The organism is Peribacillus sp. NPDC096622 (genome assembly GCF_044762665.1).
Lineage (GTDB): Bacteria > Bacillota > Bacilli > Bacillales > DSM-1321 > Peribacillus > Peribacillus frigoritolerans_B.
In genome coordinates this window covers 359,000-384,085 of sequence record NZ_JBIWES010000003.1, presented here as the reverse complement: position 1 = coordinate 384,085, position 25,086 = coordinate 359,000, and the positions used below count along the sequence as shown (strand labels likewise).

Sequence of the window (25,086 nt, the reverse complement as noted above, 5' to 3'; positions counted from 1 at the left end):
CAGCATTTGCGGCTGCGCGGGCCAGGGCTATGGAACATACTGCAGAATAACAAAAAACCGACCTTTCAAGGTCGGTTTTTCTTTAATATTTTAATATAAGGTACGAAGCGGGAAACTATCCGTTCTCATATGAAAAGGGGAGCGGCGGCGACTGCAGGCATTCGGTTTCTTGTTTTGGTTCAATTTCGCTTAGGAATTGTAAATAACCGGTATATACCTGCGAGGCCATTCCTAAATAGTGCAATTCAGTGTGAATGATTCCCTTCCGTGGTGAATGGAGCAAATACATTTTTTCATCCCTCCTTTCTAAAAGGATAGGCCAGTTTGTTAAAAGAGTTATTACAAATAACTCCTATTACTAAAAATTGGATGCGCCAGGTTCAAAGGCTTCTGCAGCTCTTTCTTCTAATACCATGCGCAGTCCACTTTTGGGCCTGAGTGTAAGGGAGGGAAGGGGAGTTACTTCATGATGGTCAGGTGCAAGCTTTATCCTATACCGCTTTGCTATGCAGGCCAGGACAAACACCGCTTCCATCATGGCAAAGTGATTGCCGATACAAATCCGCGGCCCTCCGCCGAATGGAAAGTAAGCGAACGGAGGCAGGCTTTTCATAAAGTTATTTTCAAATCGCTCAGGAATAAATGATTCCGGTTGATCAAAATACTCTGGATTATGCTGCATCACATAAGAACTTATTAGAATCATATCGCCTTTTTTAAAGCGATATCCTCCTATTACGACATCCTCCGTCACATCACGGGATAAGATATACAGTGGCGGGTAAACGCGAAGTGTTTCATGAATGATATTTTGAGTGTATTGTAATTTCATGAAATCTTCAGGCTTGGGTGTCCGGTGACCGATTATGCTATTGACTTCATTGAAAAGCTTGGCTTGAATTTCCGGATGCTTCGAAATTGCATACAGTGCCCAGGAAAGAGCATTTGCTGTCGTTTCATGACCGGCAAGGAAAATAGTCATTAATTCATCTCGGACCTGATGGCTTGTCATGCCTAACCCGTCGTCGGCATCACGGGCGTCCATCAAGATCCCAAGCATGTCTTCATGTTTTACTGTGTCGTTCTTCCGTTTTTCAATAATGCCGTAAATCACTTTATCAAGCCTTTGTATCGCCTTTTTATATGCACGGTTGATTTTAGTTGGTACCCATAATGGCATACGGAAAATCTTTCTCATCCTTTTGACTGTTATTCTCAAAGCAGTTTCCAGAGGTTTCCCAACGATTTCATATCCATCCTTGAATTCCATGCTGAACATGGTCTTGCTGATTATCCCGAGAGTGATGTTCATCATATCCTTCGTTATAATCCGTTCATCATGATGTTGCCAAGTTGATATATAATCCATTGTGATATCAATCATATCCTTGGCGTATTGGCTAATATGAGTCTTTTTGAAAGAGGGTTGGATAAGCCTTCTCTGGCGCATATGAAAGTCTTTTTCGCTTGTAAGTAGACCTTCACCGATAAGCGGCTTTAAAAGATTGAAGTCCTTGGATTTGGCGAAAGATTGTTGTTTTGTTACGAGTATTTGTTTTATTAGATCAGGATTTAAAACGTGATAAACATTTTGGAATGGCCCTAAACGGAATTTAGCGACTTCCCCATATTCCTTGGACAATCGGGTCAGAAACCCAATGGGATCTGTTTGAAACTCTTTTGTATGTCCGGAAACCAGCCTTCCTTTTGGAACCTTTGGAGCAGTGCGGAAGACATCATCAGCGTGGCTCAATGAAGTTTTTCCCCTTTCTTTAAAAATAATTACATGTAATCATTCTATGAGGATAAGCTAATTCGGTTTGGACAAGTCGTTAAAGAAAGGGCGGATAATTCTATGGAAGAAAAAAAGTTACAGCAAAAAAACCCTGGATGAATATAGCCAGAGTTTTTCATGAGAGCTTTGGATTAATGAAGGATGATTCCATTCAACTTCTTTCGTCATCGTTCCCATGTTGGAAACGATCATTTTTTTCATTGATGGGCCCGCCAAATTGTGCATTGATATCCTTAACCACTTGATCTAAAAATTCATCAGATATTATTGGATTATTAGTTTTATTGTGCATGTGTTTCTCTACATTCCTTTCTGGATATCGTGAGTTTGGAACATACATGAAGGATACGTTATCAACATAACCTCACTTATGAAAAAGTATTCTTTCTCTGTCCAACATTTTCACTTGCTTTTACATTACGCGGAAGCGTTCAAGATAAACAATTCATGTTTGCTTTGAGGGTTATGGTATGGAGATAGGTTAGTGGATCATTCTACAACAAAAGGGGTGAAGCCGATGTGGAAATAGCCCAATCACCTTTTCTTGGTAATTGGGCATGGTCTATATTAACTTTATTAAGGAAACAACTGCCTTAAATATTTTATTAGCTGATCACGAAGTTCAGGGCGTTTCATGGCGAAATCTATTGAAGCTTGAAGGAAGCCGAATTTATCGCCGACGTCATAACGATTTCCCTCGATGATATACGAATATAATGGTTCCTTTTCTAACAAAAGGTCCAAAGCTTCGGTAAGCTGGATCTCCCCCTTACGATCAGGCTGTACGTTTTCAAGGATTTCAAAAATCGCAGGTGATAAAATATATCGGCCGATAATCGCCTGTGTTGATGGTGCATCCTCCACTTTTGGCTTTTCCACTAAGTTTCTTACCAGAAATAAATCCTCATATCGTTCTTGGAAATTCACGATTCCATACTTGGAGACATCGGCAGGTGACACTTCCTTGCATCCGATAATGCTCGCTCGAACCTTGTTATACCGTTCCATTAACTGCTTCAAGGCTGGAACCTGGCTATCCACGATATCATCCCCTAACAGGACCGCAAAAGGTTCGTCTCCGATAAAAGTTTTGGCACATAAAACTGCATGCCCCAGACCTAAAGGTTCCTTTTGTCTTACATAGTGGATATCCACCATGTTGGAAATGTTCTCCACAATCTTTAGCAGATCATTTTGTCCTTTCATTTGCAGAAGCATTTCAAGTTCAATCGATTTATCGAAATGATCTTCGATGGCACGTTTGTTTTTACCCGTAACGATGATAATATCCGTAATCCCTGATTGTACCGCTTCCTCGATAATATATTGAATGGTCGGCTTATCGACAATCGGCAGCATTTCCTTTGGTTGAGCTTTCGTAGCAGGTAAAAATCGTGTTCCTAAACCGGCTGCTGGAATCACCGCTTTCCTTATCATAGCCCAGCCCCTTTTTAAGGTTCTTTTATATGCTTATTGCATTTTATGTGGTCATTGGTTGACCTATATCAAAATAGGTTAAAATAAATCCCTGAAAAAGAATAGATTTACCTTTGAAGCCAAATATTATGGATATATGAATTTAATCAAGAGGTGTATATTTTGCCAATTGAAAATCAAGAGAGAAAACAAATCCTTTTTGCCTTACTCATCATTGTTTTATATCTTTCCCCTTTAATCATCCTTGGAGAAAATGCGCATATTCGCGTACATGATAATTTGGATTCCAACCTTGCCTGGTATAAAGTCCTTTCAGAAAGCGGTGAGTTATTCGGTGGAATTGACGCCAAAATTCCCCAGATTATGAATGGGCTGCCCCGAAATGCTTTTGGCAGTGAGTTCAGTATTATCGTATGGCTTCATGCTATTTTTCCAACAATGGTTGCATATGCAATAAGCCAGGCATTAACAAGGTTTATTGCATTCTTTGGTATGTATATTTTATTAAAGAAACATTTGGTTACAGGAAGACAATCAGGTTGGATTAGGGTTGGAACATCCTTAGCCTTCGCCCTTACCCCATTTTGGCCATCGGGAATGCTCAGTACACTTGGGATGCCGCTAGCCCTTTGGGCTTTCTTGAATATTCGCGGCAAGGACCATTCTTGGAAGAATTATTTGGTCCTTACACTTTTACCGCTTTATTCAAGCATCGTGCTTGGTTTTTTCTTTTTTCTTGTTGCAATGGGCTTTCTTTGGTTAACGGATGTGATCAGGAGAAAAGGTTGGAATATAACGTTTCTTCTTTCGATCGTGTATATGACCGTCATTTTTGGTTTGGTGGAGTATCGTTTGGTCGCTTCATTCATTTTTGATTCGGAGCCAAACAGCAGAGATGAATATTTTCACGCAAGGCTGCCGCTCGATTGGGTCATTAAGCTTACTTTCAAAAATTTCGTTCTTGGACATACACATGTCATGACCGTACATGCGCTTATCATTCTGCCGATTACAGTCTTTGCGCTTTATATTATTCTGACCAAAAAGCTGTGGAGACAGGAAAAGGTATATGTTTTTTTATTCGGCTTGAATTTTATGCTTTCAGCGTGGTACGCATTTTGGTTTTATAAAGGCTGGCTTCCTTTAACGGAAAGGTTTCACACCCTGGATACATTTAATTTTGCCAGATTTCACTTTTTAAGGCCGATGGTAATTTACTTGGGGTTTGCCCTCGCGATAAAAATCATTTGGGAACACAGCGACTATGCTAAGAAAACACTTTCTATTTTCATCGCCGTTCAAATTATGATTTTAATGGGTTTCAATGAAGAAATCACTCACAATAAAAAACCATCTTTTAAAGAGTTCTATTCAGAAAGCCTTTTTCAGGAAATAAAAGATCATATTGACCTTCCACAGGAAGAATATCGTGTTGCCAGCATTGGGCTGCATCCCGCAATTGCTCAATTTAATGGATTTTACACGCTCGATAGCTATAACAATTTCTATCCGCTTTCTTACAAACATCAATTTCGTCAAATAATTGAAAACGAATTGGCTAAGAATAAAAACATCAGAATTTACTTTGATGAATGGGGAGGACGTTGTTACCTATTTACCGATGAGCTTGGGAAGCATTATATGTTCAAGAAACGTTCGAAGAAAGAGCTGGAAAATTTGGACCTTAATATGGATGCGTTTAAAGGATTAGGCGGGAAGTATATATTTTCTGCCATCCCAATCAACAACGCGAAGGAAAACGGATTGGTACTAGATAGGATTTTCACAAAAAAAGGAAGCGCATGGAAAATTCATTTATACAGAGTCATGTGAAAAGGGGGGAATAGAATGAATTCACCGATAGTAACGATTGTTGTACCTTGTTATAACGAAGAAAGCGTTTTGCAGGATACCATTTCCCAGCTTTGTGGATTGATGAGGGGGTTAGTCGAAGAAAACGTTGTTTCTGGTCTAAGTAAAATTTTGTTGGTTGATGATGGAAGCAAGGATCAAACTTGGAAGATCATTTATAAAGAAACGATTAATAATGAATATGTTCGAGGGCTAAAGCTTTCCCGGAATGCTGGACATCAAAATGCACTCCTGGCAGGATTGTTTACAGCCAAGGAAGCCTCGGATTGTGTGATTTCCATTGATGCAGATTTACAGGATGATATTCAAGTCATCCCTGAATTCATTCGGAAATTCAATGAAGGATGTGAAATCGTATATGGTGTCCGCCAAAAAAGGGACCTTGATTCATTTTTTAAACGAACATCTGCAACCGGTTTTTATAAATTGATGAACAAGATGGGTGTTAACCTTGTCTATAATCATGCCGATTTCAGGCTAATGAGCAAAAGGGCGATCGCGGAGTTGGAGAGATTTGATGAAACGAATCTTTTCTTACGGGGGATTGTACCGCTCATTGGGTTTAAGACGGACTCTGTTTATTATGACCGAAAAGAAAGATTGGCTGGGGAAACGAAATATCCATTTAAGAAGATGGTTGCTTTTGCGCTTGATGGCATTACTTCCTTTTCAGTAACACCGATCCGGCTTGTATTATGGCTTGGATGTCTTTCCTTTTTCATAAGCTTACTCTTTGGTTCTTACTTTTTATGGTTGAAATTTTATGGGCAGACCGAAACTGGGTGGACCTCATTAATTACCTCCGTATGGTTGATCGGTGGACTGCAGTTGATTGCTGTCGGCTTGATTGGGGAATATATCGGTAAAATCTATAATGAATCCAAACGCCGGCCTAAATATATTGTTGATCTTGATCTATTTAATCCGCTCGATTTAAAAAAACGGGAGCAACTAGACAATGAACGGAACAGTATTGAAAAACTATCTAAAACACACTAACTCCTTTATCCGCTTTTTATTGGTTGGAATAGTCAATACAGCGGTTGGACTTTCCATCATGCTTTTTCTCATGAATGTTCTTGAATTATCTTACTGGGTCTCCACCTTTTTCGGCAATGGAACGGGAGCTGTAACGAGTTTTCTTTTGAACAGGACTTTTACCTTTAAAAGCGACATAGAATGGCGGCGAGGAGTTGCCCGTTTCTTTTGCGTAATTCTGATTTGTTATTCCGTCGCTTATTCCATAGGCCAAGCCATTGCAGAATCACTGGAAGGATCCGTCCATTTATCCATACAACAAAATTTGGCTGTTCTGATAGGAACGATATTTTATACAGTGCTTAACTATCTTGGCCAGAAATACTTTGTCTTTAAAAAAAGCAATTTGAGACCAATTCAAGAAGGAAGGAATTAATTAGGGTGGATCAGTGGAATAATGCCCCCGATTGGACGGGAATTAAAATGGAATCGGAAAGCGAAATTCTATGCATTTAATGACTATCCAAGCTGGGGCAGATCTGTTTAATTTCGTCCTTCACGTTCTCCATGTGGCAATCATTTTAACCTTTTTTGGACCACCTATTGTTCATTGAGCGCTTGATTATTTTCTTTTTAGACGTTTACTTACCTCCTTTCCTACCTTCGAATCATGTGTTTGCATGACTTATGTAATATATGTCAAGAATAAAACCTCACCTACAAAGAATAATTCTATTTCTGTGTAAAATTTTCATTTACTTTTCCATTTCACGGGAGTATGATAATCAACAGTTTCATATTTCTAAATCGCTTAAACCTTATGGTGCGGGGGACCCGTTATTGGGATTGTTTTAACAATCCAAGGGGTGAATCCTTTAAAAGGTAGGGCTACTCTTAGGTCCGAATCCGACAGCTAACCTCGTAAGCGTTATATGAGAAGGAAGGTGGAGCTTGTTAGACAAAAAAATTGATGTCTACAGGTCTATTTCGCTATGACTTGTAGGCATTTTTGTGTTTCGTCTCGTTTTTTGCTACAGCTGGGAATCATAAACTTATAAATTAAACATGGTGGTGAATTCTTGATGTTATCTGCTATAAAGAGGTTCTTGATTGGGAGACCTTTAAAATCAAATGCACTTGGTGAACAAAAGCTTAACAAAACAAAGGCTTTGGCGATATTATCTTCTGATGCTTTGTCTTCGGTTGCTTATGGACCGGAGCAAATATTGATCGTCCTGATCACGGTCGGTGCTGCGGCTTTCTGGTATTCAATCCCTATCGCGATCGGAGTATTGATCCTGTTAACTGCTTTGATTTTGTCCTACAGACAAATCATTTTCGCTTATCCACATGGCGGGGGAGCTTATGTGGTTTCAAAAAACAATTTAGGTGTCAATCCAGGGTTGATAGCTGGGGGATCCTTATTGGTCGATTATATATTAACTGTCGCGGTAAGTGTTTCTGCTGGTACGGATGCCATCACGTCCGCTTTTCCCGGCCTGCATGAATATAATGTCGTCATAGCCATTATATTCGTCATCTTACTTACAATCTTGAACCTTAGGGGGGTTACGGAATCGGCCTCTGTCTTGGCCTATCCGGTGTACCTATTCGTTTTAGCATTGTTCATCTTGATTGGGGTTGGAATTTACAAGATTTTGACGGGAGGAGTCTCACCGGAATTGCATGCGTCACTTGGGACTCCAGTAGCTGGCATCAGTTTATTTATACTGCTAAGAGCATTTGCATCAGGAAGCTCCGCATTGACAGGAGTCGAAGCGATTTCAAATGCAATCCCGAACTTTAAAGATCCAGCACCGAATAATGCTGCGAAAACATTAATAGCAATGGGTTCCTTACTAGCTGTATTGTTTTCGGGAATCGTATTCTTAGCCTATTATTTAAGCATTGTTCCTAGCGCAGAGGTAACGGTCGTCTCCCAGATTGCTGAAGAGATCTTTGGACGGAATTTCATGTATTTCTTCATTCAAGGTACGACTGCATTGATCTTGATACTTGCAGCAAATACTGGCTATTCGGCTTTCCCTCTGCTTGCGGTAAATCTGGCGAAGGATAAATTCATACCAAGGGCGTTTACGATCAGAGGGGACCGTTTAGGGTATTCCAATGGAATTATCATACTTGGACTTGCATCCATCATCTTGATAGTCGCATTTGAAGGACATACGGAAAATCTCATTCCGCTATATGCGGTGGGTGTATTCATTCCATTTACGTTATCCCAGACCGGGATGATTGTTAAATGGATTCGCGAAAAGCCAAAAGGCTGGATGATGAAATTAACCATTAATTCAATTGGTGCCATAATTAGCTTTATCGTCACGATGATATTCTTTTTAACCAAATTTACTCAGGTTTGGCCGGTTTTGATTTTTTTACCTATCATCATTTTAATTTTTCATCGAATTAGAATGCATTATGAAGCAGTTGGGGACCAACTAAGGATTACAACATGTGAGCCAATCTTACCAATTGAAGGAAATATCATCATTGTACCTGTGGCGGGTATAACTCATGTGGTTGAGAACTCTTTAAATTATGCAAAATCTTTATCCGCACATCAGGTCATTGCCGTTTATGTCGCTTTTGAAAGAGAAGATGAAAAGAAATTCGGAGAAAAGTGGAAAAAATGGCAGCCGGATGTAAGGCTCGTTACACTGAATTCTTATTACAGAAGCATCATTCAGCCACTAACTAAATTTGTGGATACAGTTGAACATAAGGCTAGTGAATCCAATTATAAAGTTACGGTGATCATCCCCCAATTCATTCCGAAGAAAGGCTGGCACAATATACTTCATAACCAATCAAGTTTACTGATTCGCGCTTACTTACTTTATAAAAGAAATGTGGTTGTTACGACAGTGCCATATCATTTGAAGAAGTAAATTCCATTTCTTAGAAAAGAAGAAACCTTCATCAGGTTTGCTGAGACTGTAGACAAATTTCGAAGAAAAATCGAGTTTGTCTACAGTTTTTTCTTTTTAAAAAAAGTTGCAGTTGGTATCAGGAAATCGGTTCCTTTCCGTCGATAGTTGCCAAGCCCCCTTACCGCAAGCGTCTGTGGTGTCTTGGCTAGTCAGTTATCCGCGGGAGTGAACAAATTTTTTCTATCCAGTAAGGATTATAAAACAGTAAAAACCATTGATAACCAAGTCTTGTTTTAAGATTTTGAGTCCGGTTCGATCTGAATTATAAAACAAAGTTGATTGGAACGTAAGGTGCGAGACTCCTGCGGGAAAAGCGTGTCCAAGTGAGACCCCGCAGGCGCATAGGCGCCGAGGAGGCTCACGGACCGCCCGCGGAAAGCGAGTGCCTGGAGTGGAAATCTACGTTGGTATCAGGAAATCGGTTCTTTTCCGTCGAAAGTCTGCCAAGCCTCCTCCCGCAAACATCTGTGGTGTTAACCATTCCGAACTCTTTTGTCTACAAACTGTGTGACCCTTGACTATGGTTTGCTTTTTTTATTATCACCAGTTCTGTAAGTTGGATGTTTTATTGAAGTGGGGCGTTGTTTAATTTTTTTCAGTCAAAAGTTTTCGAAATACTTGTCGAAAATTAAAAAACAAAGCTCATATTGATAATAGCCAGGGGTGGGAAGAATGATGATCGGCTCTCCTGATCCGTGTAGTAATGCGGATGACCCTCTCAGACGTATTCATGGCAAACGATTACTGTAGTAATTCAGGCAAATGCAAGATTATTGAAAGTATGAAGTTGTATCAAAGTAGAGGGATTTTCACTGCTTGCATAAGTTTTAAAGGGTAAAGGGGCTTGGTGACAGTGTAATATAAAAGGAGCGTGATGGTAGCTGAGCATCATTCAGAGTTTCAATAACTTCAAAAAGTGGGAGGGGATTTGCTCCCCTCTTTCTGACCCTCTTGTTCTCCATCATCATTATCGGAACGTCGGCTGTTTGGGAAAGTGATTATTTCAAGGTCGGTGGAGATTCGGAAATGGACATGCAACATCATCAACACGGTGGGTAGCTGTGCAATAATATCATCCAAAAGGGCTGCTTCTGCAGCCCTTTTTGTGTTGAACGCTTTTTTGGGGGAACACTTCATAAAATTACCAAGGGTCATTTCAAATAATGAGAACATATTAAAAGAAAACAAAATGAAATATCCTGCTTAGTTTTGTACTTACATATATGGGGGTTGAAAATGGATATATTATTAGCTCTCTTGCCGGCATTGTTCTGGGGAAGCATCGTTTTATTTAATGTGAAACTCGGGGGTGGACCCTATAGTCAAACACTAGGTACAACGATTGGCGCCTTGATTTTTTCAATTGGTGTTTATATTTTTGCAGATATTAAGCTGTCACTTCTGGTGTTTGGAGTCGGAGTCGTATCTGGATTGTTTTGGGCCGTTGGACAAGCTAATCAGCTTAAGAGCATCGATTTAATGGGAGTATCCAAAACGATGCCGATATCAACAGGATTGCAGCTCATTTCAACCACTTTATTCGGGGTCATAGTTTTTAACGAATGGTCTACAATGAAAGCTATTATTTTAGGCGTTTTGGCATTGGTCTTCATTATTATAGGAATCGTCTTGACCTCCTTGGAAGATAAAGAATCGAAAGAGGGCAAGTCGGGAAACTTGAAGAAAGGAATTGTTATTCTCCTCATCTCGACATTCGGTTATTTGGTTTATGTGGTCGTGGCCCGTCTTTTTGATGTTGACGGGTGGTCAGCGTTGTTCCCTCAAGCGATCGGGATGGTGATAGGCGGTCTGTTATTGACTTTTAAACATAAACCGTTTAACAAATATACGATTCGCAATATCATTCCGGGATTGATATGGGCTGCAGGGAACATGTTTCTATTCATTTCCCAGCCCCGTGTGGGAGTGGCTACTAGTTTTTCCCTTTCTCAAATGGGCATAGTCATCTCAACTCTTGGCGGGATCTTCATTTTACGTGAAAAGAAAACGAAGCGCCAACTAATTGGAATTGTAATTGGGATTATCTTGATCATCATAGCTGGGATAATGCTTGGATTGGCAAAAAGTTAATTGGAGGGTGATTAAATGTATACAGATTTAGAAGGTAAGGTCGTTGTTATAACCGGTTCATCCACTGGTTTAGGAAAAGCGATGGCCATTCGCTTTGCTAAGGAAAAGGCAAAGGTCGTGGTTAATTATCGCACTAAATCAGAAGAAGCGGATAGTGTAATGGAAGAAATCAAAACAAATGGCGGGGAAGCCATTGCAGTAAAAGGCGATGTCACAGTTGAAGAAGATGTTATTAACCTTGTTCAATCAGCGATAAAGAATTTCGGGAAACTCGATATATTCATCAATAATGCAGGAATTGAAAATCCGGTTCCATCTCACGAGATGCCGTTAAGCGACTGGAATAGGGTAATCGCTACTAACTTAACGGGAAATTTCTTAGGCTGCCGTGAAGCTATCAAGTATTTTGTCGAGAACGATATTAAAGGGAATGTAATAAATATGTCCAGTGTACATGAGATGATTCCCTGGCCTTTATTCGTTCACTATGCAGCAAGCAAGGGCGGGGTGAAGCTGCTTACGGAAACCCTGGCTCTTGAATATGCACCAAAAGGGATCCGTGTGAACAGCATTGGTCCCGGGGCCATCGCCACGCCAATAAATGCCGACAAGCTTGAAGATCCCGAAAAGAAAAAGGATCTTGAAAGCATGATTCCGATGGGGTATATCGGAAAACCTGAAGAAATTGCCGCGGTTGCTGCATGGCTCGCATCTTCAGAGTCCAGTTATGTAACGGGCATCACTCTATTCGCTGACGGGGGAATGACAAAATACCCTTCATTCCAAGCTGGTAGAGGATGAATATTTTGGTTAATTCCCTCTTTTGATGCAACAAGAATCCCAGCAGGATCATACCTGCTGGGATTCTTGTAAAAAAGCATTAACGAGTATGATGACTATACCAGCTAATGAAGTTATCGACGACCGTATCGATAAACTGGACAGTCGACTCATGTGTAAGGCTGCCTTCGTTATCGATTTTGTCATGCACTGCACCAACATATACTTCATTCCCGGGAAGGAGTGGGGAGGAGATGCCTATTGCGAATAAGATTTCACGCAAATGCAATTGAGCTTTAACCGTTCCCAATTGCCCCATTGACGCACCCATGATCCATGATGGTTTGCCGATCAAGACTTTATCGACACGTGATAACCAATCGATTGCATTGCCCAATACGCCTGGAATCGTCCCATTGTATTCAGGTGTTACCCATAAGACTGCATCTGCATGGGCCACTTTGCTTTTAAATTCTTTTACAACCAATGGAGGATCATTTTCAATATCTTGATCATAAAAAGGTAAATCCCGAATGTTCAAGATTTCGAGATCAAACCGATCTTGATATCTAGTTTGAATATATTTGGCAAGCTTAAGGTTGTATGACTCTTTACGGATACTTCCTACTATTGCAACAACTTTCATCTTCATATACCCCCAATGATTTTATAATGGATAATCATGTAAATGAGTTCCACTTACCTATTATAATTGGAATATAAATGAAAGGGAAAAAGGATGCTTGGGAAATAATCATTCGGCGGATGACCCTTCAATCACATCACGATGAAAATGCTTTTCCATGACATAGCCAAAAAAGGAGGCAAGCATTTGTTGAAACAGCATGCCAAGTACAACGGGTACCGCGACGGCAGCAGGGAAATAGGTGGTTGCAAGAACGGCTCCTGCACTGATGTTTCGCATACCGCCAGTAAATGTCAAGGTGATGATATCCGCCTTTTCCCATCTTAAACATGCACCGACCATCCAAGAAAGGGCATAACCTGAAGCAGCAATAAACAATACCAATAAGGCCATGATCATTATTTTCTTATCAAAATGGGTTAAGTAAGGCCCAATTTTTGAACTATTCAATATGACTACGATTCCAACGCTTATCTTGGAAAATGGGGCTAATTGGGAGGATAGGGTATATTGTATCTTTCCTTTTGTAGCCTGATTCAAGAACATAGCAAGCATGGAGGGAAGAACGACCATTCCGATTAATCCTATCACTATCGACCCCAAATCCATTTCGATCGAACCGCCGCCAAAAAGGGAAACACTGTAAGGAACGATGAATGGCGAGAGCAGTGTGTCGATTAAGATGATGGTCAGGGCAAGTATGGCATTACCATTATAAATAGATACCCAGATCATACTGGTGACACCGGTTGGAATCACTACAGCCAGGACTAGGCCGGTAATTGTGAAATCATCGCCATGAAACACTAAATGGCCGAGGCCAAAAGCCCAAATAGGCATAAGCATATGAAGGATGATCAATACGATGAAAACAGGTAAAGGGTGGGTTACTGCCTGATGCAGAGATTTAAAGTTAGAGCCTAAACTTCCGGAAAATGTAATGAAGGCAAATATCCATGGAACAAGAAAGGTGTAATCCATTAGATGGTCGGACAGTAATACCCCAATAACCACGCTTATCGGCGTGATGAGAGGCATGACTTTATCGAGTTGTTCATTTATTGTTTTCAACATCATACATCCACTTCCTCAATCATTCTATTAAGTAAGTTTACCATACTTCAAAATATATAATTTGTAAGACAAGAAATTTGTCATTTTATTTTTAAAAATATTTAATGTACGACTATATAAAATAGGCCAAGTGGGCTGCCTGTTTATCCATTCTTTTGGCTTTCTTTTCTTTTACTTTTCCTGATGGATTGTTTTAAAAGGAGGTTTTAGGCGGGATTGTTCGATGCAGCGTTGTATATTCATTGAAAAATAGTTTAAAGTAGAGGAGAGGTGAAAGAAATGTCTGAAAAGGTTTCCAGTATAATGTGGTTTAGTCTTGCAGTACAAGCCCTGCTTGTTCTTGCTGATCATGATGGATTATGCAATAGTAATAAATTGGCCGTTAAGCTTGATTCGGAGTCAGGTTTTCTTAGAAAAATATTAAGTAATTTAGTGAAGGCAGGACTGATTCAAGCGAAGGAAGGAAGAGACGGGGGGTATTCACTTGCCAAGAACCCCGAACAAATCATTCTTGCAGATATATACTCTGCAATTAAATCTGAACCTTTTTCAAAGGGCTTTCTTGATGTGAATGATAAAAAATGCTTTCAACCATCTTCCCGAGAAGCTTTATGCGGTTTGAAAAACGAGATGGAGAGCTGGATTATACAAGGCTTGGAGCAGAAGACGATTGCTGATTTACTATCAAAATCTTGATGTGAAAAACGAAACTGACATGGTTTCGTTTTTCTTAAACTGTATTTGACAAAAGAACAGTATGCGTTATATACTGTTCCTGTATTAATTACAGTTAAATGGAGGTCATTATAAATGACAAAAAATATAATGAGTAAAGAAGAGTACCTGAATAAATCGAAAGAATTGAATGTACCGCTTGAAAAGCCGAAAGTCCTTAATGATACGGATTTCATTACGGTAGCAAAAGAAAGGAGATCTGTTCGCCAGTACGATGCTGAATACGTGATGACTGAAGAGGAAATTCGTGAAATCCTGGAGATTGCGATTCAAGCACCGTCTTCTTCCAACTTACAGCCATGGAGATTCCTTGTGATTCAAGATAAACAAACCCAACAAGAATTGCTTCCCATCGCAAATAACCAACAACAAATCGTCGATGCATCTGCTGTCATTGCCGTTTTAGCTGATATAGAAGGTTACAAAAATGCAGAACGGATTTATGGTGAATTAGTCGATAAAGGGATCATGAAGAATGAAATCAAAGAGCCATATGTAGCCTCTATTCTGCATAATTACGGCAACTTTTCCGCTGAAAAAGCTTTAAGCGTAGCCATGATTGACGGTGGCTTGGTTTCCATGCAGATCATGTTAGCTGCAAAAGCAAAAGGATACGATACAGTCCCAATGGGAGGGTTCGATGAAGCCAAATTTGTGGAAGCATTCAATGTACCGGAAAACTTCAAACCTGTCATGTTGATTTCCCTTGGAAAAGGAACTAAAGCAGGATTTGAAAAAGTCCGTTTGCCACTCGACTCAATATTGACTTGGAATAAATTCTGAAGAACAAACTAAGGAAAAGGATAGCTAAAATCGCTATCCTTTTTCTCATGGTTTAAGATTGGCTCTACGAATCATTTAATCTCGCAAGCGATAAATGAATATGTTACAATTTTTCCAGATATTTCTTTGGAATGTCTCCTCTAAAAATCACCGACCGGCAAATTAAAGCTAAAGAATTATTTTTGGTGCTGCTAGGCAAAATACAGCCATTATCGTTGGGAAGGAGTTCTTATGAGGAATATGAAAAGTGAAGTGTTTTCATGGTTGAAAGCTATCTTATTCGCTCTAATGATCGTGTTCATTTGCCAACAGTTTTTATTTACACCAGTCACGGTAAAAGGTGAATCAATGGAGCCGACTTATGAAAATGATGACCGGATCGTGGTAGCTAAAATAGGAAAGCCGGAGCGCTTCGATATGGTCGTATTTTATGCTCCGGACGCGGAAGAGAATTATATAAAAAGGGTGATCGGTTTACCAGGGGACAGCATCGCAATGAAAGATGATGTCTTATATATCAATGGGAAAAAGTATACAGAACCATATTTGAAAACAAAAAAAGGTGAAATTCCACCTGAAGAAAATCTGACGGAGAATTTCACCCTAAGTGATTTACTTGGGAAATCCAAGGTACCTGTCGGTCATTTATTTGTCATGGGGGATAATCGAAGGAATAGTTGGGATGGAAGAAGATTTGGTTTTATTTCTGAAAAATCACTTGTGGGCAAAGTGAAATTTCGTATCTACCCATTAAATGAAATGGGAGTGCCGAAGTAAAAGGATCACAGTGAATTCAAGTGAAAGCTTAGATGATAATTATATGGACTAAGTTGTAGTTATATCAGATGATGGATAAGAACCTTTTCCTATGGTTAAGGTTTTTCATTTTGGATTGTGGGGGTTATTAATATGACAAATGAGTTAGCTGCCATCTCCATTCCGATACTGGATGAAGAAATGGGACGGCAGGTTAAAGGCCATGTCGATTCGCTGACGCTTCCTCAGGGAAGCTTAGGACGGCTTGAAGAATGGATAATCGAACTGGCCAAGATGACAGGGGAGGCATTTCCGGACATTTCGAAACCGGGGGTGATCGTGTTTGCAGCCGACCATGGAATTACGGAAGAAGGGGTTTCTGCTTATCCAAAAGAAGTGACGGAACAAATGGCGCTTAATTTCCTGAATGACGGTGCTGCCATCAATGTATTAAGCCGTGCGATAGATGCTTACTTGGACATTGTCGATATAGGGATCGATGCAGATATCGAAGCACCGGGATTAACTTCGAGAAAAGTCCGTAATGGAACTAGAAACTTTTATAAGGAAGAGGCGATGACAAAGGAAGAAGTAAATCAAGCGCTTGAAATTGGATATGACCGTGCACAGAAAATGATTGCCCGTGGTGTGAATTGCCTGATCCTTGGTGAAATGGGAATCGGAAATACGACATCCAGTACCGCAATCATCTCCATCGTAAGCGGGAAAAGCGTCGAATCACTAGTGGGGCAGGGAACAGGATTGAAGTCAGAAGGCATTTTACATAAGCGAAGAATAATTGAAGAAGCGATTTCATTAAGAAATCCTAATCCTGATGATCCAATAAATATTTTGATGAATATCGGTGGATTCGAAATTGCAGGTATGGCAGGGGCGATGCTTGCTGCAGCGAATAACCGTATACCCATTCTTGTTGATGGTTTCATTACAACCACGGCTGCCGTATTGGCAAACCTGATTTCCGTACGTGCAGCCGATTATATGTTTGTTGGACATCGATCTGCAGAACCTGGTCATGAAACGGCCATAGAACTGCTTGGCAAGGAGCCGATCCTCGACCTGGGAATGAGAATCGGGGAAGGAACAGGGGCAGCCCTGTCATACCCCATCCTTAAGGCAGCGACATTGGTCATTAAAGAAATGGCAACATTTGAATCTGCAGGCGTGTCAAATAAGTAAGCGATAGGAGACCTTCGATACGCTGGTCTCCTATTTATAAAGGCTAAAAAAAGGTGGATACTGTATTGGAAATCTTTCATCCCACTGTTACTAAATGGGCAGATGATCTTTATATTTCTTCATTTTCCTGACGACAGAAGGCTGGCTGATACCTAAGAATTTAGCCATTTCATATGTGGACTTGCATTGTTTACTCGCTTTCATCATCATCCATTTTTCGACTTGTTCGAGGGCGGTATTGAGATCACTATCATCAACCATCATATTGTCAATCATTAGGGTGTCATCTATTTTCTCCAAAGATTCTTGTCCATGGAAATGGGAGGGGAGAAAGCCTGGGAAAATGATGGAGTCTTCCGAGGTCAAAATGAGCCGTTCAATCAGGTTTTCCAATTCACGCACGTTTCCTGACCATTTATGCTGAATCAGTATTTCGTAAGTGGAAGGGTGCAATTTCTTATCTGACTTGTATTTTTTGTTGATGATTTCGAGATTATGATTGATTAAGATGGCAATATCTTCTTTTCTTTCTCGTAAAGGCGGTATTTGGATGGGAATCACATTTAAGCGATAATATAAATCAAGCCTGAATGTTCCCTTTTCCACCATTTCCTCAAGGTTTTGATTGGTGGCCGTTACAAGCCGGAAATCTATCTTATGCTCTTTTTTTCCTCCCACTCTTTTAAAGGTCTTCTCTTGCAGGACATTTAATAATTTCACTTGCATATCCAGGGGAAGCTCCCCAATTTCATCCAGAAATAAGGTTCCGTTATCTGCTTGTTCAATCAGCCCTTGCTTCCCCTGCTTCTGCGCTCCGGTGAAGGATCCCGCTTCATATCCAAACATTTCTGATTCAAAGAGGCTTTCTGGGATGGTACTGCAGTTGACTTCGATGAATGGCTCTTTGCTGCGGTAACTCTGATTGTGCAGCCGCCGGGCGAATACGCTCTTTCCCACACCGGATTCCCCAAGAAGCATGACTGTCGCATCCGTTTTGGAAACACGGTGGATTGTTTTGGCGATTTGCCGCATTTCCTTGCTGCGATAGATCAGCTCCTCCTGTTCCCTAAGTTCCTCTACCTCCGATTGGTATTCTTGAATCTTTTTCTCCAATTGACCGTACTGATCCTGGAGGTTCCTGATTTCAGTTTGATCTTGGGCATAGCTGACGACATGAATCAATTCACCATCTTCATCAAAGATGGGATAAGCGGTCGACATGACGATTTTTCCCGTCTTCGTTTGCTGCATGATCTGGATAGGTGTTTTCTCTTTCAATACCATGGCGGATATCGAAGGTGAAAGGATTCCTTCCGTTTCGAGCTGATAAACGGATTTTCCAAGATAATGTTCTGGTTCGATTCCATATATCCACCAATGGTTAGGATTCGTGAATAAAATGAATCCTTTTTCATCAGTCACGGTAATATTATTATTGGATGTGTTGATGATGCATTCCAAAACTCTTTTCACATTGTTCTCACTCATCATTTGCCCCCTTATCCACTGTTCCGGTGATTCAAATATAAATCAAAAACAGAGCTGAAATCAAGAATTTTCAGATATTTCGATTTGGATTTGAATCATTTTTATAAGAGTCATGCCTGGGATAGTCTAACTCACTTCATTCATCAAAGCTAAAACTAGAGTAATAGAGCCAACCCACCTTGAAGTATATGGATACATATACGGTTAACCTACTTCTGTTTGGGTATAAATAAAGTAGAGAGTAATCGATGAAGGAGTGATTGACTTGGCTGAAAACAGAACCTTGGGACAATATTTATACGACTGCTTAAAAGCAGAAGGCATTACAGAGATTTTTGGTGTGCCCGGAGACTATAATTTCTCATTGCTAGATACTTTGGAAGATTACGATGGGATTGAGTTTATTAATGGACGAAATGAACTCAATGCTGGATACGCAGCGGACGCTTATGCCCGGGTAAGGGGCATGTCGGCACTCATCACCACCTTTGGTGTCGGTGAAATGAGCGCATGTAATGCAATCGCTGGAGCGTACAGTGAAAATGTGCCGCTCATCCATATTGTAGGCTCGCCAAAGTCCATGATGCAACAGGAGAAGGAGCTTGCCCATCATACGTTAATGGATGGAGATTTTGATGTTTTCCGTAAGGTTTATGAGCATATCACCAGTTATACGGCAATTCTTACACCAGAAAACGCAGTTAGGGAGATACCGGCTGCAATCAGAATCGCGAAAGAAAAGAAAAAGCCCGTTTATTTGGTAGTGGCTATCGATCTCGTTGAAAAACCAGTGCTTTCTCACAGTGAGACATCAGAAAATATGACCAAAACGAATGTCGATGCTTTGCAGTCAGCAGTGAAGCACATAAAAGGCATGTTAGAACATGTAAATAAAGCCGTTCTGCTTGTGGACGTGAAAACACTTCGTTATAACTTGCAGAAACCCGTACTGCAGCTCGCTGAGAGGTTAAACGTTCCAGTTGCTTCATTAATGCAGGGCAAAAGCGGGTTTGATGAGAGCCATCCCCAGTATATTGGTGTATACGGCGGAGCTTTCGGAAGTAAGGATGTAACTCAGACTGTTGAAGAAGCGGATTTGATCATAGCCGTTGGTGCTGTTTGGTCCGACGTCAATACTTCCAAAGGAACAGCAAAGCTTAACCCGTTGAAAATGGTGGAAATTCAACCTGACACAGTAAAAGTGGGAGCAGCCAGTTATATGAATGTCAGAGCGGAGGAAATTCTAAATGAATTCCAGGACATAGGCTACCGGCAGAACGAATCTGTTGGAAACATCTCGTTTCCGTATAGCACAATAATTGTGGAAGACCCTTCAGCACCGCTGAAAGCGACTTCCTATTATCCTCGAATTCAGCAAATGTTGAAGGAAAAGGACATAGTGGTCACGGAAACAGGAACATTCTCTTATGGCATGTCACAGGTCAGATTGCCGAAAGGGGTGACCTACATTGCTCAGGGAGGCTGGCAAAGCATTGGATATGCGACGCCCGCAGCTTTCGGTGCTTGTATAGCGGATAGAAACCGGCGTGTTCTTTTGTTTACAGGGGACGGCTCGATACAGCTGACAGCACAGGAAATAAGCTCGATGCTGGAGAACGGCTGCAAGCCCATCGTGTTTATCCTCAACAATAATGGCTACACGATAGAAAAATTCTTAAACGTAAAAGTAGATATAGAAAAACAGAAATACAACGAGATACCAGAGTGGGATTATACAAAACTGGCTGAAGCGTTTGGTAAAGAGGTATATACAGCAAGAGTCGAGACGAATGGTGAACTGGATGATGCCATTGCAAATGCTCAGGAAATGAACGCCGATAAACTTTGCCTTATAGAATTGGTCGTGAAAGATCAAATGGATGCACCGGCTTATTTGCAAAAAATGAGGCAGTATCTTGAAAAGCAAGAGAAACTAAAGAAATAACAAAAGGAATGCTGGAAGAAGGATTATTAGCCATAACACCAGTTGGCGACATTATGATACGCAAAAAAGCGTGTATGATAGTATCAAAACGCGCTTTTTTGCTCTTTTATCAAGGCCTATAGAGTTATTTTTTTGCCGTCAATCTTTTATTGCCATATCGTCATTTAGTTAAGAACTCGGACTGCCTTCACAAAGCTAGGTCCCCAGTAGGAATTGTTAATGTTAGCGTAGGAAACACCTTTAGATGTCGAAGCATTCAGCATTTGACCGTTACCGGCATAAATTCCTACATGATTGATTACTCCATCATTATTGGTATCGAAAAATACTAAATCCCCTTTTTGCAGGGCTTTCGAAGATACAACTGTACCAACGTGTGATTGTGCCACTGAATTTCGAGGCAAGGAAATACCTGCACTTTGGAATGCCCTTAATGTGAATGAAGAGCAATCAAATACATCAGTACGTGTTGTGCTCGCACCGTAAACATACTTGGCTCCCATGTATTTAGCGCCAGCTGCCAAAACTTGATCCGCTTTGGTGGATTTGGACGGTTTATTAATTGCAGATGCCGAGGCTTTTCCTGAAACCCGGATGGTTTGGCCTATACGAATACGATCTGAATTGGAAATGTTAGGGTTTATTTTAAGTAAGGCACTAAGGGAAAGGTTATATCTTTTAGCGATTGTTGATAAGGAATCCCCTAATTTAACAACATAAACGTCCGTTGTATTTTTACCTTTATCCGGATTGCTGGTAATGGTATTAACCTTCAAGACCTGGCCGGGAAAAATAAGAGTGCTAGTTAAATGGTTTATAGACTTTAATTGTTGGACAGTTATATTATTGACTCTGGAAATTTTGTCCAGTGTATCCCCGGATTTGACTGTATATGTAGCATTTGAACTGTTTTTAGCCGTAGAGCTGGACCCAGTGGCTTTTCCTGAAACCCGGATGGTTTGGCCGATATAAATGCGATCCGAATTAGAAATGTTAGTGTTTAATTTAAGCAGGGCGCTAAGGGAAAGGTTATATTTATTAGCGATTTTAGATAAAGTATCCCCCAGTTTAACCACATATTTTTCGGTTTTATCTATATTTTTATCTGTACGGTTGTTAATAGTATTAAATTTCAAGACTTGGCCGGGAAAAATAAGGTTACTAGTCAAATGGTTTTGAGATTTTAAGTGTTGGACAGTTGTATTATTGGCTTTAGAGATTTTATCTAGGGTGTCCCCTGATTTAACTTGATAAGAACCAGCATAAGCAGAAGTGCCGGCGATTAGGGTACCTATAATGGTCCCCGCAAGAATGAAAGAGTTTTTAGAATTGTTCATTTAGGAAAGTTCCTCCTGATGTGGTAAAAAAATATCTAGCATTTATATTATAAAGGTATGGAATATAAAAAACATGACCCATATAAATAAAATTCAACTTTTTCGTCATTTTTCGGTTATTCTATTACAGGAAATGGGAGTCTGTTACATCGGGCGGATTCATAGAGTGAAAGATGACCAAATATTGAAATTTATCGTAAAAAATGGATAACCATTAAACTTTAAAAGAGCAATTCATAAAATGGAAGTTTGAGTTTTGATTTTTTAATATTGTCTATAAACTTAGAGATCATCAGGTTCAGCGATTTTACTATGTGATGTTACTTTGAGCAGGGGAATGGTTTTCTTGAATGGCTGATAATATACGGATTTCATACAAACATTTAGATGATTCCATTATACAAATAGGACTGAACGTTCATCATAACCACCTTCCATATTGCTGATTTAACTATAGTAGGTTGTAATGGAGGGAAGTCAATTTATTATTACCGGGGTAATAGGAGGGAAAAATAGATTTTGGATTTTATTGGGGAAATTTAATAATTAGTTTGGCAGAAATTAAGTATTTCCTCAAATAAAGCCTCGTCCCTTTTGGGCTAGTGCCTTAAGCTATATTCCTGAAGTTTTCATTCACTACTTTTTGATATATCGGAATGCTTACGGACATAGTAAAATCCCCTCAAAGGTGTGTATCATCCACAGAATTTACACAGTTCACTTAGAGGGGATAACATCACGGTGATTTTTTCGGTACCCTTTTATTAATTACGTTCTTACGGGATATAAATGGATTGTCGGTAACCCAGAAACGCCAAGGGTAATCTTTTGCTTCCCCGGAGTTGTCGATTCCGACGCGGGGGCCGCTCGATATGTGTTCAGGCTTTTTTCCTGCAGCTAGATATAGCGGTGGATCCGTAAAAGATCGACCATAATCATCCATGGTGATGCCTAGTGCCTTTGTTAGCTTCCCTGGTCCATCGGTACATTTACGAATATCGGCAATTCCGCGTCTTTCATGCATTAACTCGAGCCCTGAATAGGGTTCAATCGCCCGAATTAAAATGGCTTCCGGATTTTCAGGTCCGCCGCTTACGACATTGACCAGTGTATGTGTGTGCATGACGTATGTATATATCAAACCGGAATTTCCGAACATCACTTCCGTCCGTTTTGTCCGTCTATTTCCAAAACTATGTGCGGCCCTGTCCCCAGGACCAATATAGGCCTCTGTTTCAACAATGAATCCAGAAGCGGTTCCATCAGCTGTTTCTTTTACAATCAGGCAGCCAAGAAGGGATTTTGCCAGTTCAAGCGTGGGCTGCTGATAAAAATCAACTGGCAAAATTGAATGGTTTATCTTTTTCATAGTATCACCCCATTTAATCTCATATAGGTAAAATTCCCTTATCAATGAAAAAGAAACATAGGATTGAAGGGATGAAAAAGGCCGACCGATTATATCAGCCGGTCCCGAGCATATATTTAGCCTAATTCTTTTTCTGTTTCTTGATCACTTTTGATTCGGCCCGAACCCACGGAAAGTGCCACTAATATCCCCGCGGAAACAAAAAAGATACCGGTGATGAAAACACTGGAGAATGCATCGATCCAGGCATTTTCTATCGTTTTTACAAGGACATTGCTGACTTCTGCGGGCATTTTAAGGTTTTCAGGATAAAGCATGATGTTGAATAACGTATCCGTTTTATCGGCTAATGCCTTCAGTGCCTCATGCAATATAGGGTCCTTTTGGCTTACGACCGCATCATCCATATTTTGCTGGAGATTGTGATTCATGACAGCATTCAAAATCGTGATGCCCATCGTTCCCCCTATTGACCGGAAGAATGTCGAAGCAGCTGTAACCGAACCTAGCTGCGATTTTGGAAATTCGTTTTGAACGGCAATCATCAATGTCGGCATGACAAGCCCCATGCCTATCCCAAGGATGGCCATGAATGAGTACGCAGTGAATATAGTCGTACTGCCGTCCATCATACTCATTAAGAAAAAGCCAAGCGTCGCAAAGGCCATTCCAAAGGTAAGCACGGTACGAAAACGGAATTTCAAAAGTAACCGACCGCCAATGATGCTGGAAAGAATCATACCGATCATCATCGGAGTCATGGTCGAACCCGCTTTTGTTGGTGAAACTCCCAAAACGCCTTGCATGAACAGCGGGACGAACATGATTGCTCCGAACATGCCAAGGCCAAGCAGGAATCCCAAAATATTCGTAGTGGAAAAAACTCTATTCTTAAAAAGGGATAAATCAAGGATAGGTTCGACTGCTCTTCTTTCAAAAATGATGAATAGGGCAATGAAGACAATGGTGCTGCCGAAAATCAAGAGAGATTCTAATGATACCCATTCGAATTTATCACCACCGAAGGTCAAGCCAAGCAATAACAGGACAATACCAGGAATCAAGGTGAAAATCCCTAGATAATCGATATTCACTTTCTCAGTTTTCCTTATCGCTTCATGTTTCAACCCTACATAAATCAAAATGGCAGATAGTAAGCCCGTCGGTACATTGATCAAAAAGATCCAATGCCAGCTGATATGGTCAACGATCAGGCCGCCCAAAAAAGGGCCGATGACAGAACTTAAACCAAAAAGGGCTCCGAATACACCCTGCCATTTGGCTCTTTGTTCCGCAGAGAATATATCGCCGATGATCGTTTGGGATAAAGGCATGATCATCCCGCCGCCGATTCCCTGCAGACCCCTGTAGATGATCAATTGCTCCATCGAAGTGGCTGTGGCACATAAAAACGAACCGATCGTAAATATGATTGTGCCAAGCAGATAAAGGGAACGCCTGCCATATAAATCAGATAGCTTTCCAACAATGGGTACAACAGTCGTTGAGGCTATTAAATAGGCAGTCGTTACCCATGCAAAGATGGTAAAACCATTCAATTGCCCGATAATGGTCGGCATGGCCGTACCGACGATCGTCTGTTCCAATGAACTGAAAAACATTCCTATGATCAATCCTGTTAAGACAAGCTTGGTATTGACCGCTTTTTTTTCCATTTGCATAGCATTTCTCCATTTCTATAACTGTATTTCTTATTCGTTTGTGACTAATAGGTCAAAATTATAAATCTCTAATGACCAATTAGTCAACGTTTTTTGCAAAAGAATTCAATTACATGACTATATTGCGTAAAGGTGGATATAAAGATTCATTCATATTATTTAAGTAA

Annotated in this window: 22 protein-coding genes and 1 riboswitch; of the genes, 11 read left to right on the top strand and 11 right to left on the bottom strand. The window is 40.4% G+C overall.

Translation table 11 applies throughout. The features are described from left to right. Window positions 1-115: 115 nt before the first annotated feature. The 4 genes from ACIQYG_RS08285 to galU form a co-directional block, all read right to left on the bottom strand. Window positions 116-289, bottom strand: coding sequence for a hypothetical protein (locus ACIQYG_RS08285; protein WP_402836960.1), 174 nt, complete (start codon window positions 287-289; stop codon window positions 116-118). A gap of 69 nt (window positions 290-358) precedes the next feature. Next, entirely contained in the window at window positions 359-1,753 is a 1,395-nt protein-coding gene (locus ACIQYG_RS08280; protein WP_402836957.1) for a cytochrome P450, read from the bottom strand. Between the two features lie 193 nt (window positions 1,754-1,946). Next, on the bottom strand, window positions 1,947-2,087 hold the full coding sequence (locus ACIQYG_RS08275; RefSeq protein WP_402836955.1) for a bacitracin ABC transporter ATP-binding protein: 141 nt from the start codon (window positions 2,085-2,087) through the stop codon (window positions 1,947-1,949). Window positions 2,088-2,371: 284 nt separating this feature from the next. Then, a complete protein-coding gene (gene galU / locus ACIQYG_RS08270; RefSeq protein WP_034315138.1) occupies window positions 2,372-3,232 on the bottom strand; it encodes a UTP--glucose-1-phosphate uridylyltransferase GalU in 861 nt (286 codons plus the stop codon). A gap of 168 nt (window positions 3,233-3,400) precedes the next feature. Between galU and ACIQYG_RS08265 the strand changes: the two genes are divergently transcribed. The 4 genes from ACIQYG_RS08265 (at window position 3,401) to ACIQYG_RS08250 (ending at window position 8,991) form a co-directional block, all read left to right on the top strand. Beyond that, window positions 3,401-5,065, top strand: coding sequence for a DUF6044 family protein (locus ACIQYG_RS08265; protein WP_402837181.1), 1,665 nt, complete (start codon window positions 3,401-3,403; stop codon window positions 5,063-5,065). A 15-nt stretch (window positions 5,066-5,080) separates the two neighbouring features. Then, complete coding sequence (locus tag ACIQYG_RS08260) at window positions 5,081-6,103, top strand: glycosyltransferase family 2 protein (RefSeq protein ID WP_402836953.1); 1,023 nt, start codon at window positions 5,081-5,083, stop codon at window positions 6,101-6,103. Further along, window positions 6,063-6,518 carry a GtrA family protein gene (locus ACIQYG_RS08255; protein WP_402836951.1) on the top strand — a complete coding sequence of 152 codons (456 nt, stop codon included), beginning with the start codon at window positions 6,063-6,065 and terminating at the stop codon, window positions 6,516-6,518. Before ACIQYG_RS08260 ends, ACIQYG_RS08255 begins: the two co-directional genes overlap by 41 nt. Before the next feature lie 362 nt (window positions 6,519-6,880). Next, a riboswitch (cyclic di-AMP (ydaO/yuaA leader) is annotated at window positions 6,881-7,026 on the top strand. Between the two features lie 138 nt (window positions 7,027-7,164). Beyond that, a complete protein-coding gene (locus tag ACIQYG_RS08250) occupies window positions 7,165-8,991 on the top strand; it encodes an APC family permease (RefSeq protein WP_402837179.1) in 1,827 nt (608 codons plus the stop codon). Window positions 8,992-9,942: 951 nt separating this feature from the next. Here ACIQYG_RS08250 and ACIQYG_RS08245 read toward each other — a convergent pair. Next, complete coding sequence (locus tag ACIQYG_RS08245) at window positions 9,943-10,221, bottom strand: hypothetical protein (RefSeq protein WP_402836949.1); 279 nt, start codon at window positions 10,219-10,221, stop codon at window positions 9,943-9,945. A 48-nt stretch (window positions 10,222-10,269) separates the two neighbouring features. Here ACIQYG_RS08245 and ACIQYG_RS08240 point away from each other — a divergent pair, with 48 nt between their 5' ends. Then, entirely contained in the window at window positions 10,270-11,124 is an 855-nt protein-coding gene (locus ACIQYG_RS08240) for a RhaT/GlcU family sugar-proton symporter (RefSeq protein WP_402836947.1), read from the top strand. Between the two features lie 15 nt (window positions 11,125-11,139). Further along, on the top strand, window positions 11,140-11,925 hold the full coding sequence (locus ACIQYG_RS08235) for a glucose 1-dehydrogenase (protein WP_402836945.1): 786 nt from the start codon (window positions 11,140-11,142) through the stop codon (window positions 11,923-11,925). A gap of 79 nt (window positions 11,926-12,004) precedes the next feature. Here the strand turns inward: ACIQYG_RS08235 and ACIQYG_RS08230 are convergent, their stop codons facing one another. Both ACIQYG_RS08230 and ACIQYG_RS08225 read right to left on the bottom strand, forming a co-directional pair. Continuing rightward, window positions 12,005-12,550, bottom strand: coding sequence for an NADPH-dependent FMN reductase (locus tag ACIQYG_RS08230; protein WP_402836943.1), 546 nt, complete (start codon window positions 12,548-12,550; stop codon window positions 12,005-12,007). 108 nt (window positions 12,551-12,658) lie between these two features. Continuing rightward, the gene (locus ACIQYG_RS08225; RefSeq protein ID WP_402836941.1) at window positions 12,659-13,627 is read right to left on the bottom strand and encodes a bile acid:sodium symporter family protein; all 969 of its coding nucleotides are present in this window, start codon (window positions 13,625-13,627) and stop codon (window positions 12,659-12,661) included. A gap of 276 nt (window positions 13,628-13,903) precedes the next feature. Between ACIQYG_RS08225 and ACIQYG_RS08220 the strand changes: the two genes are divergently transcribed. The 4 genes from ACIQYG_RS08220 to cobT all read left to right on the top strand — a co-directional run bounded on the left by ACIQYG_RS08220 (window position 13,904) and on the right by cobT (window position 17,098). After that, window positions 13,904-14,320, top strand: a complete 417-nt coding sequence (locus ACIQYG_RS08220; protein WP_053533915.1) for an RrF2 family transcriptional regulator — start codon at window positions 13,904-13,906, stop codon at window positions 14,318-14,320. A gap of 114 nt (window positions 14,321-14,434) precedes the next feature. Then, the gene (locus ACIQYG_RS08215; protein ID WP_402836938.1) at window positions 14,435-15,142 is read left to right on the top strand and encodes a nitroreductase family protein; all 708 of its coding nucleotides are present in this window, start codon (window positions 14,435-14,437) and stop codon (window positions 15,140-15,142) included. Window positions 15,143-15,373: 231 nt separating this feature from the next. Next, the gene (lepB, locus tag ACIQYG_RS08210; protein ID WP_402836936.1) at window positions 15,374-15,919 is read left to right on the top strand and encodes a signal peptidase I; all 546 of its coding nucleotides are present in this window, start codon (window positions 15,374-15,376) and stop codon (window positions 15,917-15,919) included. Window positions 15,920-16,051: 132 nt separating this feature from the next. Beyond that, the gene (gene cobT / locus ACIQYG_RS08205; RefSeq protein WP_402836934.1) at window positions 16,052-17,098 is read left to right on the top strand and encodes a nicotinate-nucleotide--dimethylbenzimidazole phosphoribosyltransferase; all 1,047 of its coding nucleotides are present in this window, start codon (window positions 16,052-16,054) and stop codon (window positions 17,096-17,098) included. 90 nt (window positions 17,099-17,188) lie between these two features. On the opposite strand, the gene ACIQYG_RS08200 is transcribed toward cobT, so the two are convergent. Beyond that, window positions 17,189-18,589 (bottom strand): sigma-54 interaction domain-containing protein, encoded by a 1,401-nt coding sequence (locus ACIQYG_RS08200; RefSeq protein WP_402836932.1) that lies wholly within the window; start codon window positions 18,587-18,589, stop codon window positions 17,189-17,191. Between the two features lie 253 nt (window positions 18,590-18,842). On the opposite strand from ACIQYG_RS08200, the gene ACIQYG_RS08195 reads away from it, so the two are divergent. Beyond that, a complete protein-coding gene (locus tag ACIQYG_RS08195; RefSeq protein WP_402836930.1) occupies window positions 18,843-20,531 on the top strand; it encodes an alpha-keto acid decarboxylase family protein in 1,689 nt (562 codons plus the stop codon). A gap of 164 nt (window positions 20,532-20,695) precedes the next feature. Here the strand turns inward: ACIQYG_RS08195 and ACIQYG_RS08190 are convergent, their stop codons facing one another. The 3 genes from ACIQYG_RS08190 to ACIQYG_RS08180 all read right to left on the bottom strand — a co-directional run bounded on the left by ACIQYG_RS08190 (window position 20,696) and on the right by ACIQYG_RS08180 (window position 24,919). Further along, a complete protein-coding gene (locus tag ACIQYG_RS08190) occupies window positions 20,696-21,868 on the bottom strand; it encodes a C40 family peptidase (RefSeq protein ID WP_402836928.1) in 1,173 nt (390 codons plus the stop codon). 736 nt (window positions 21,869-22,604) lie between these two features. Beyond that, entirely contained in the window at window positions 22,605-23,237 is a 633-nt protein-coding gene (locus tag ACIQYG_RS08185) for a DNA-3-methyladenine glycosylase (protein WP_402836926.1), read from the bottom strand. A gap of 116 nt (window positions 23,238-23,353) precedes the next feature. Next, window positions 23,354-24,919: an MDR family MFS transporter gene (locus ACIQYG_RS08180; protein WP_402836924.1), complete on the bottom strand. Its 1,566-nt coding sequence runs from the start codon at window positions 24,917-24,919 to the stop codon at window positions 23,354-23,356. Between the last annotated feature and the right edge of the window lie 167 nt (window positions 24,920-25,086).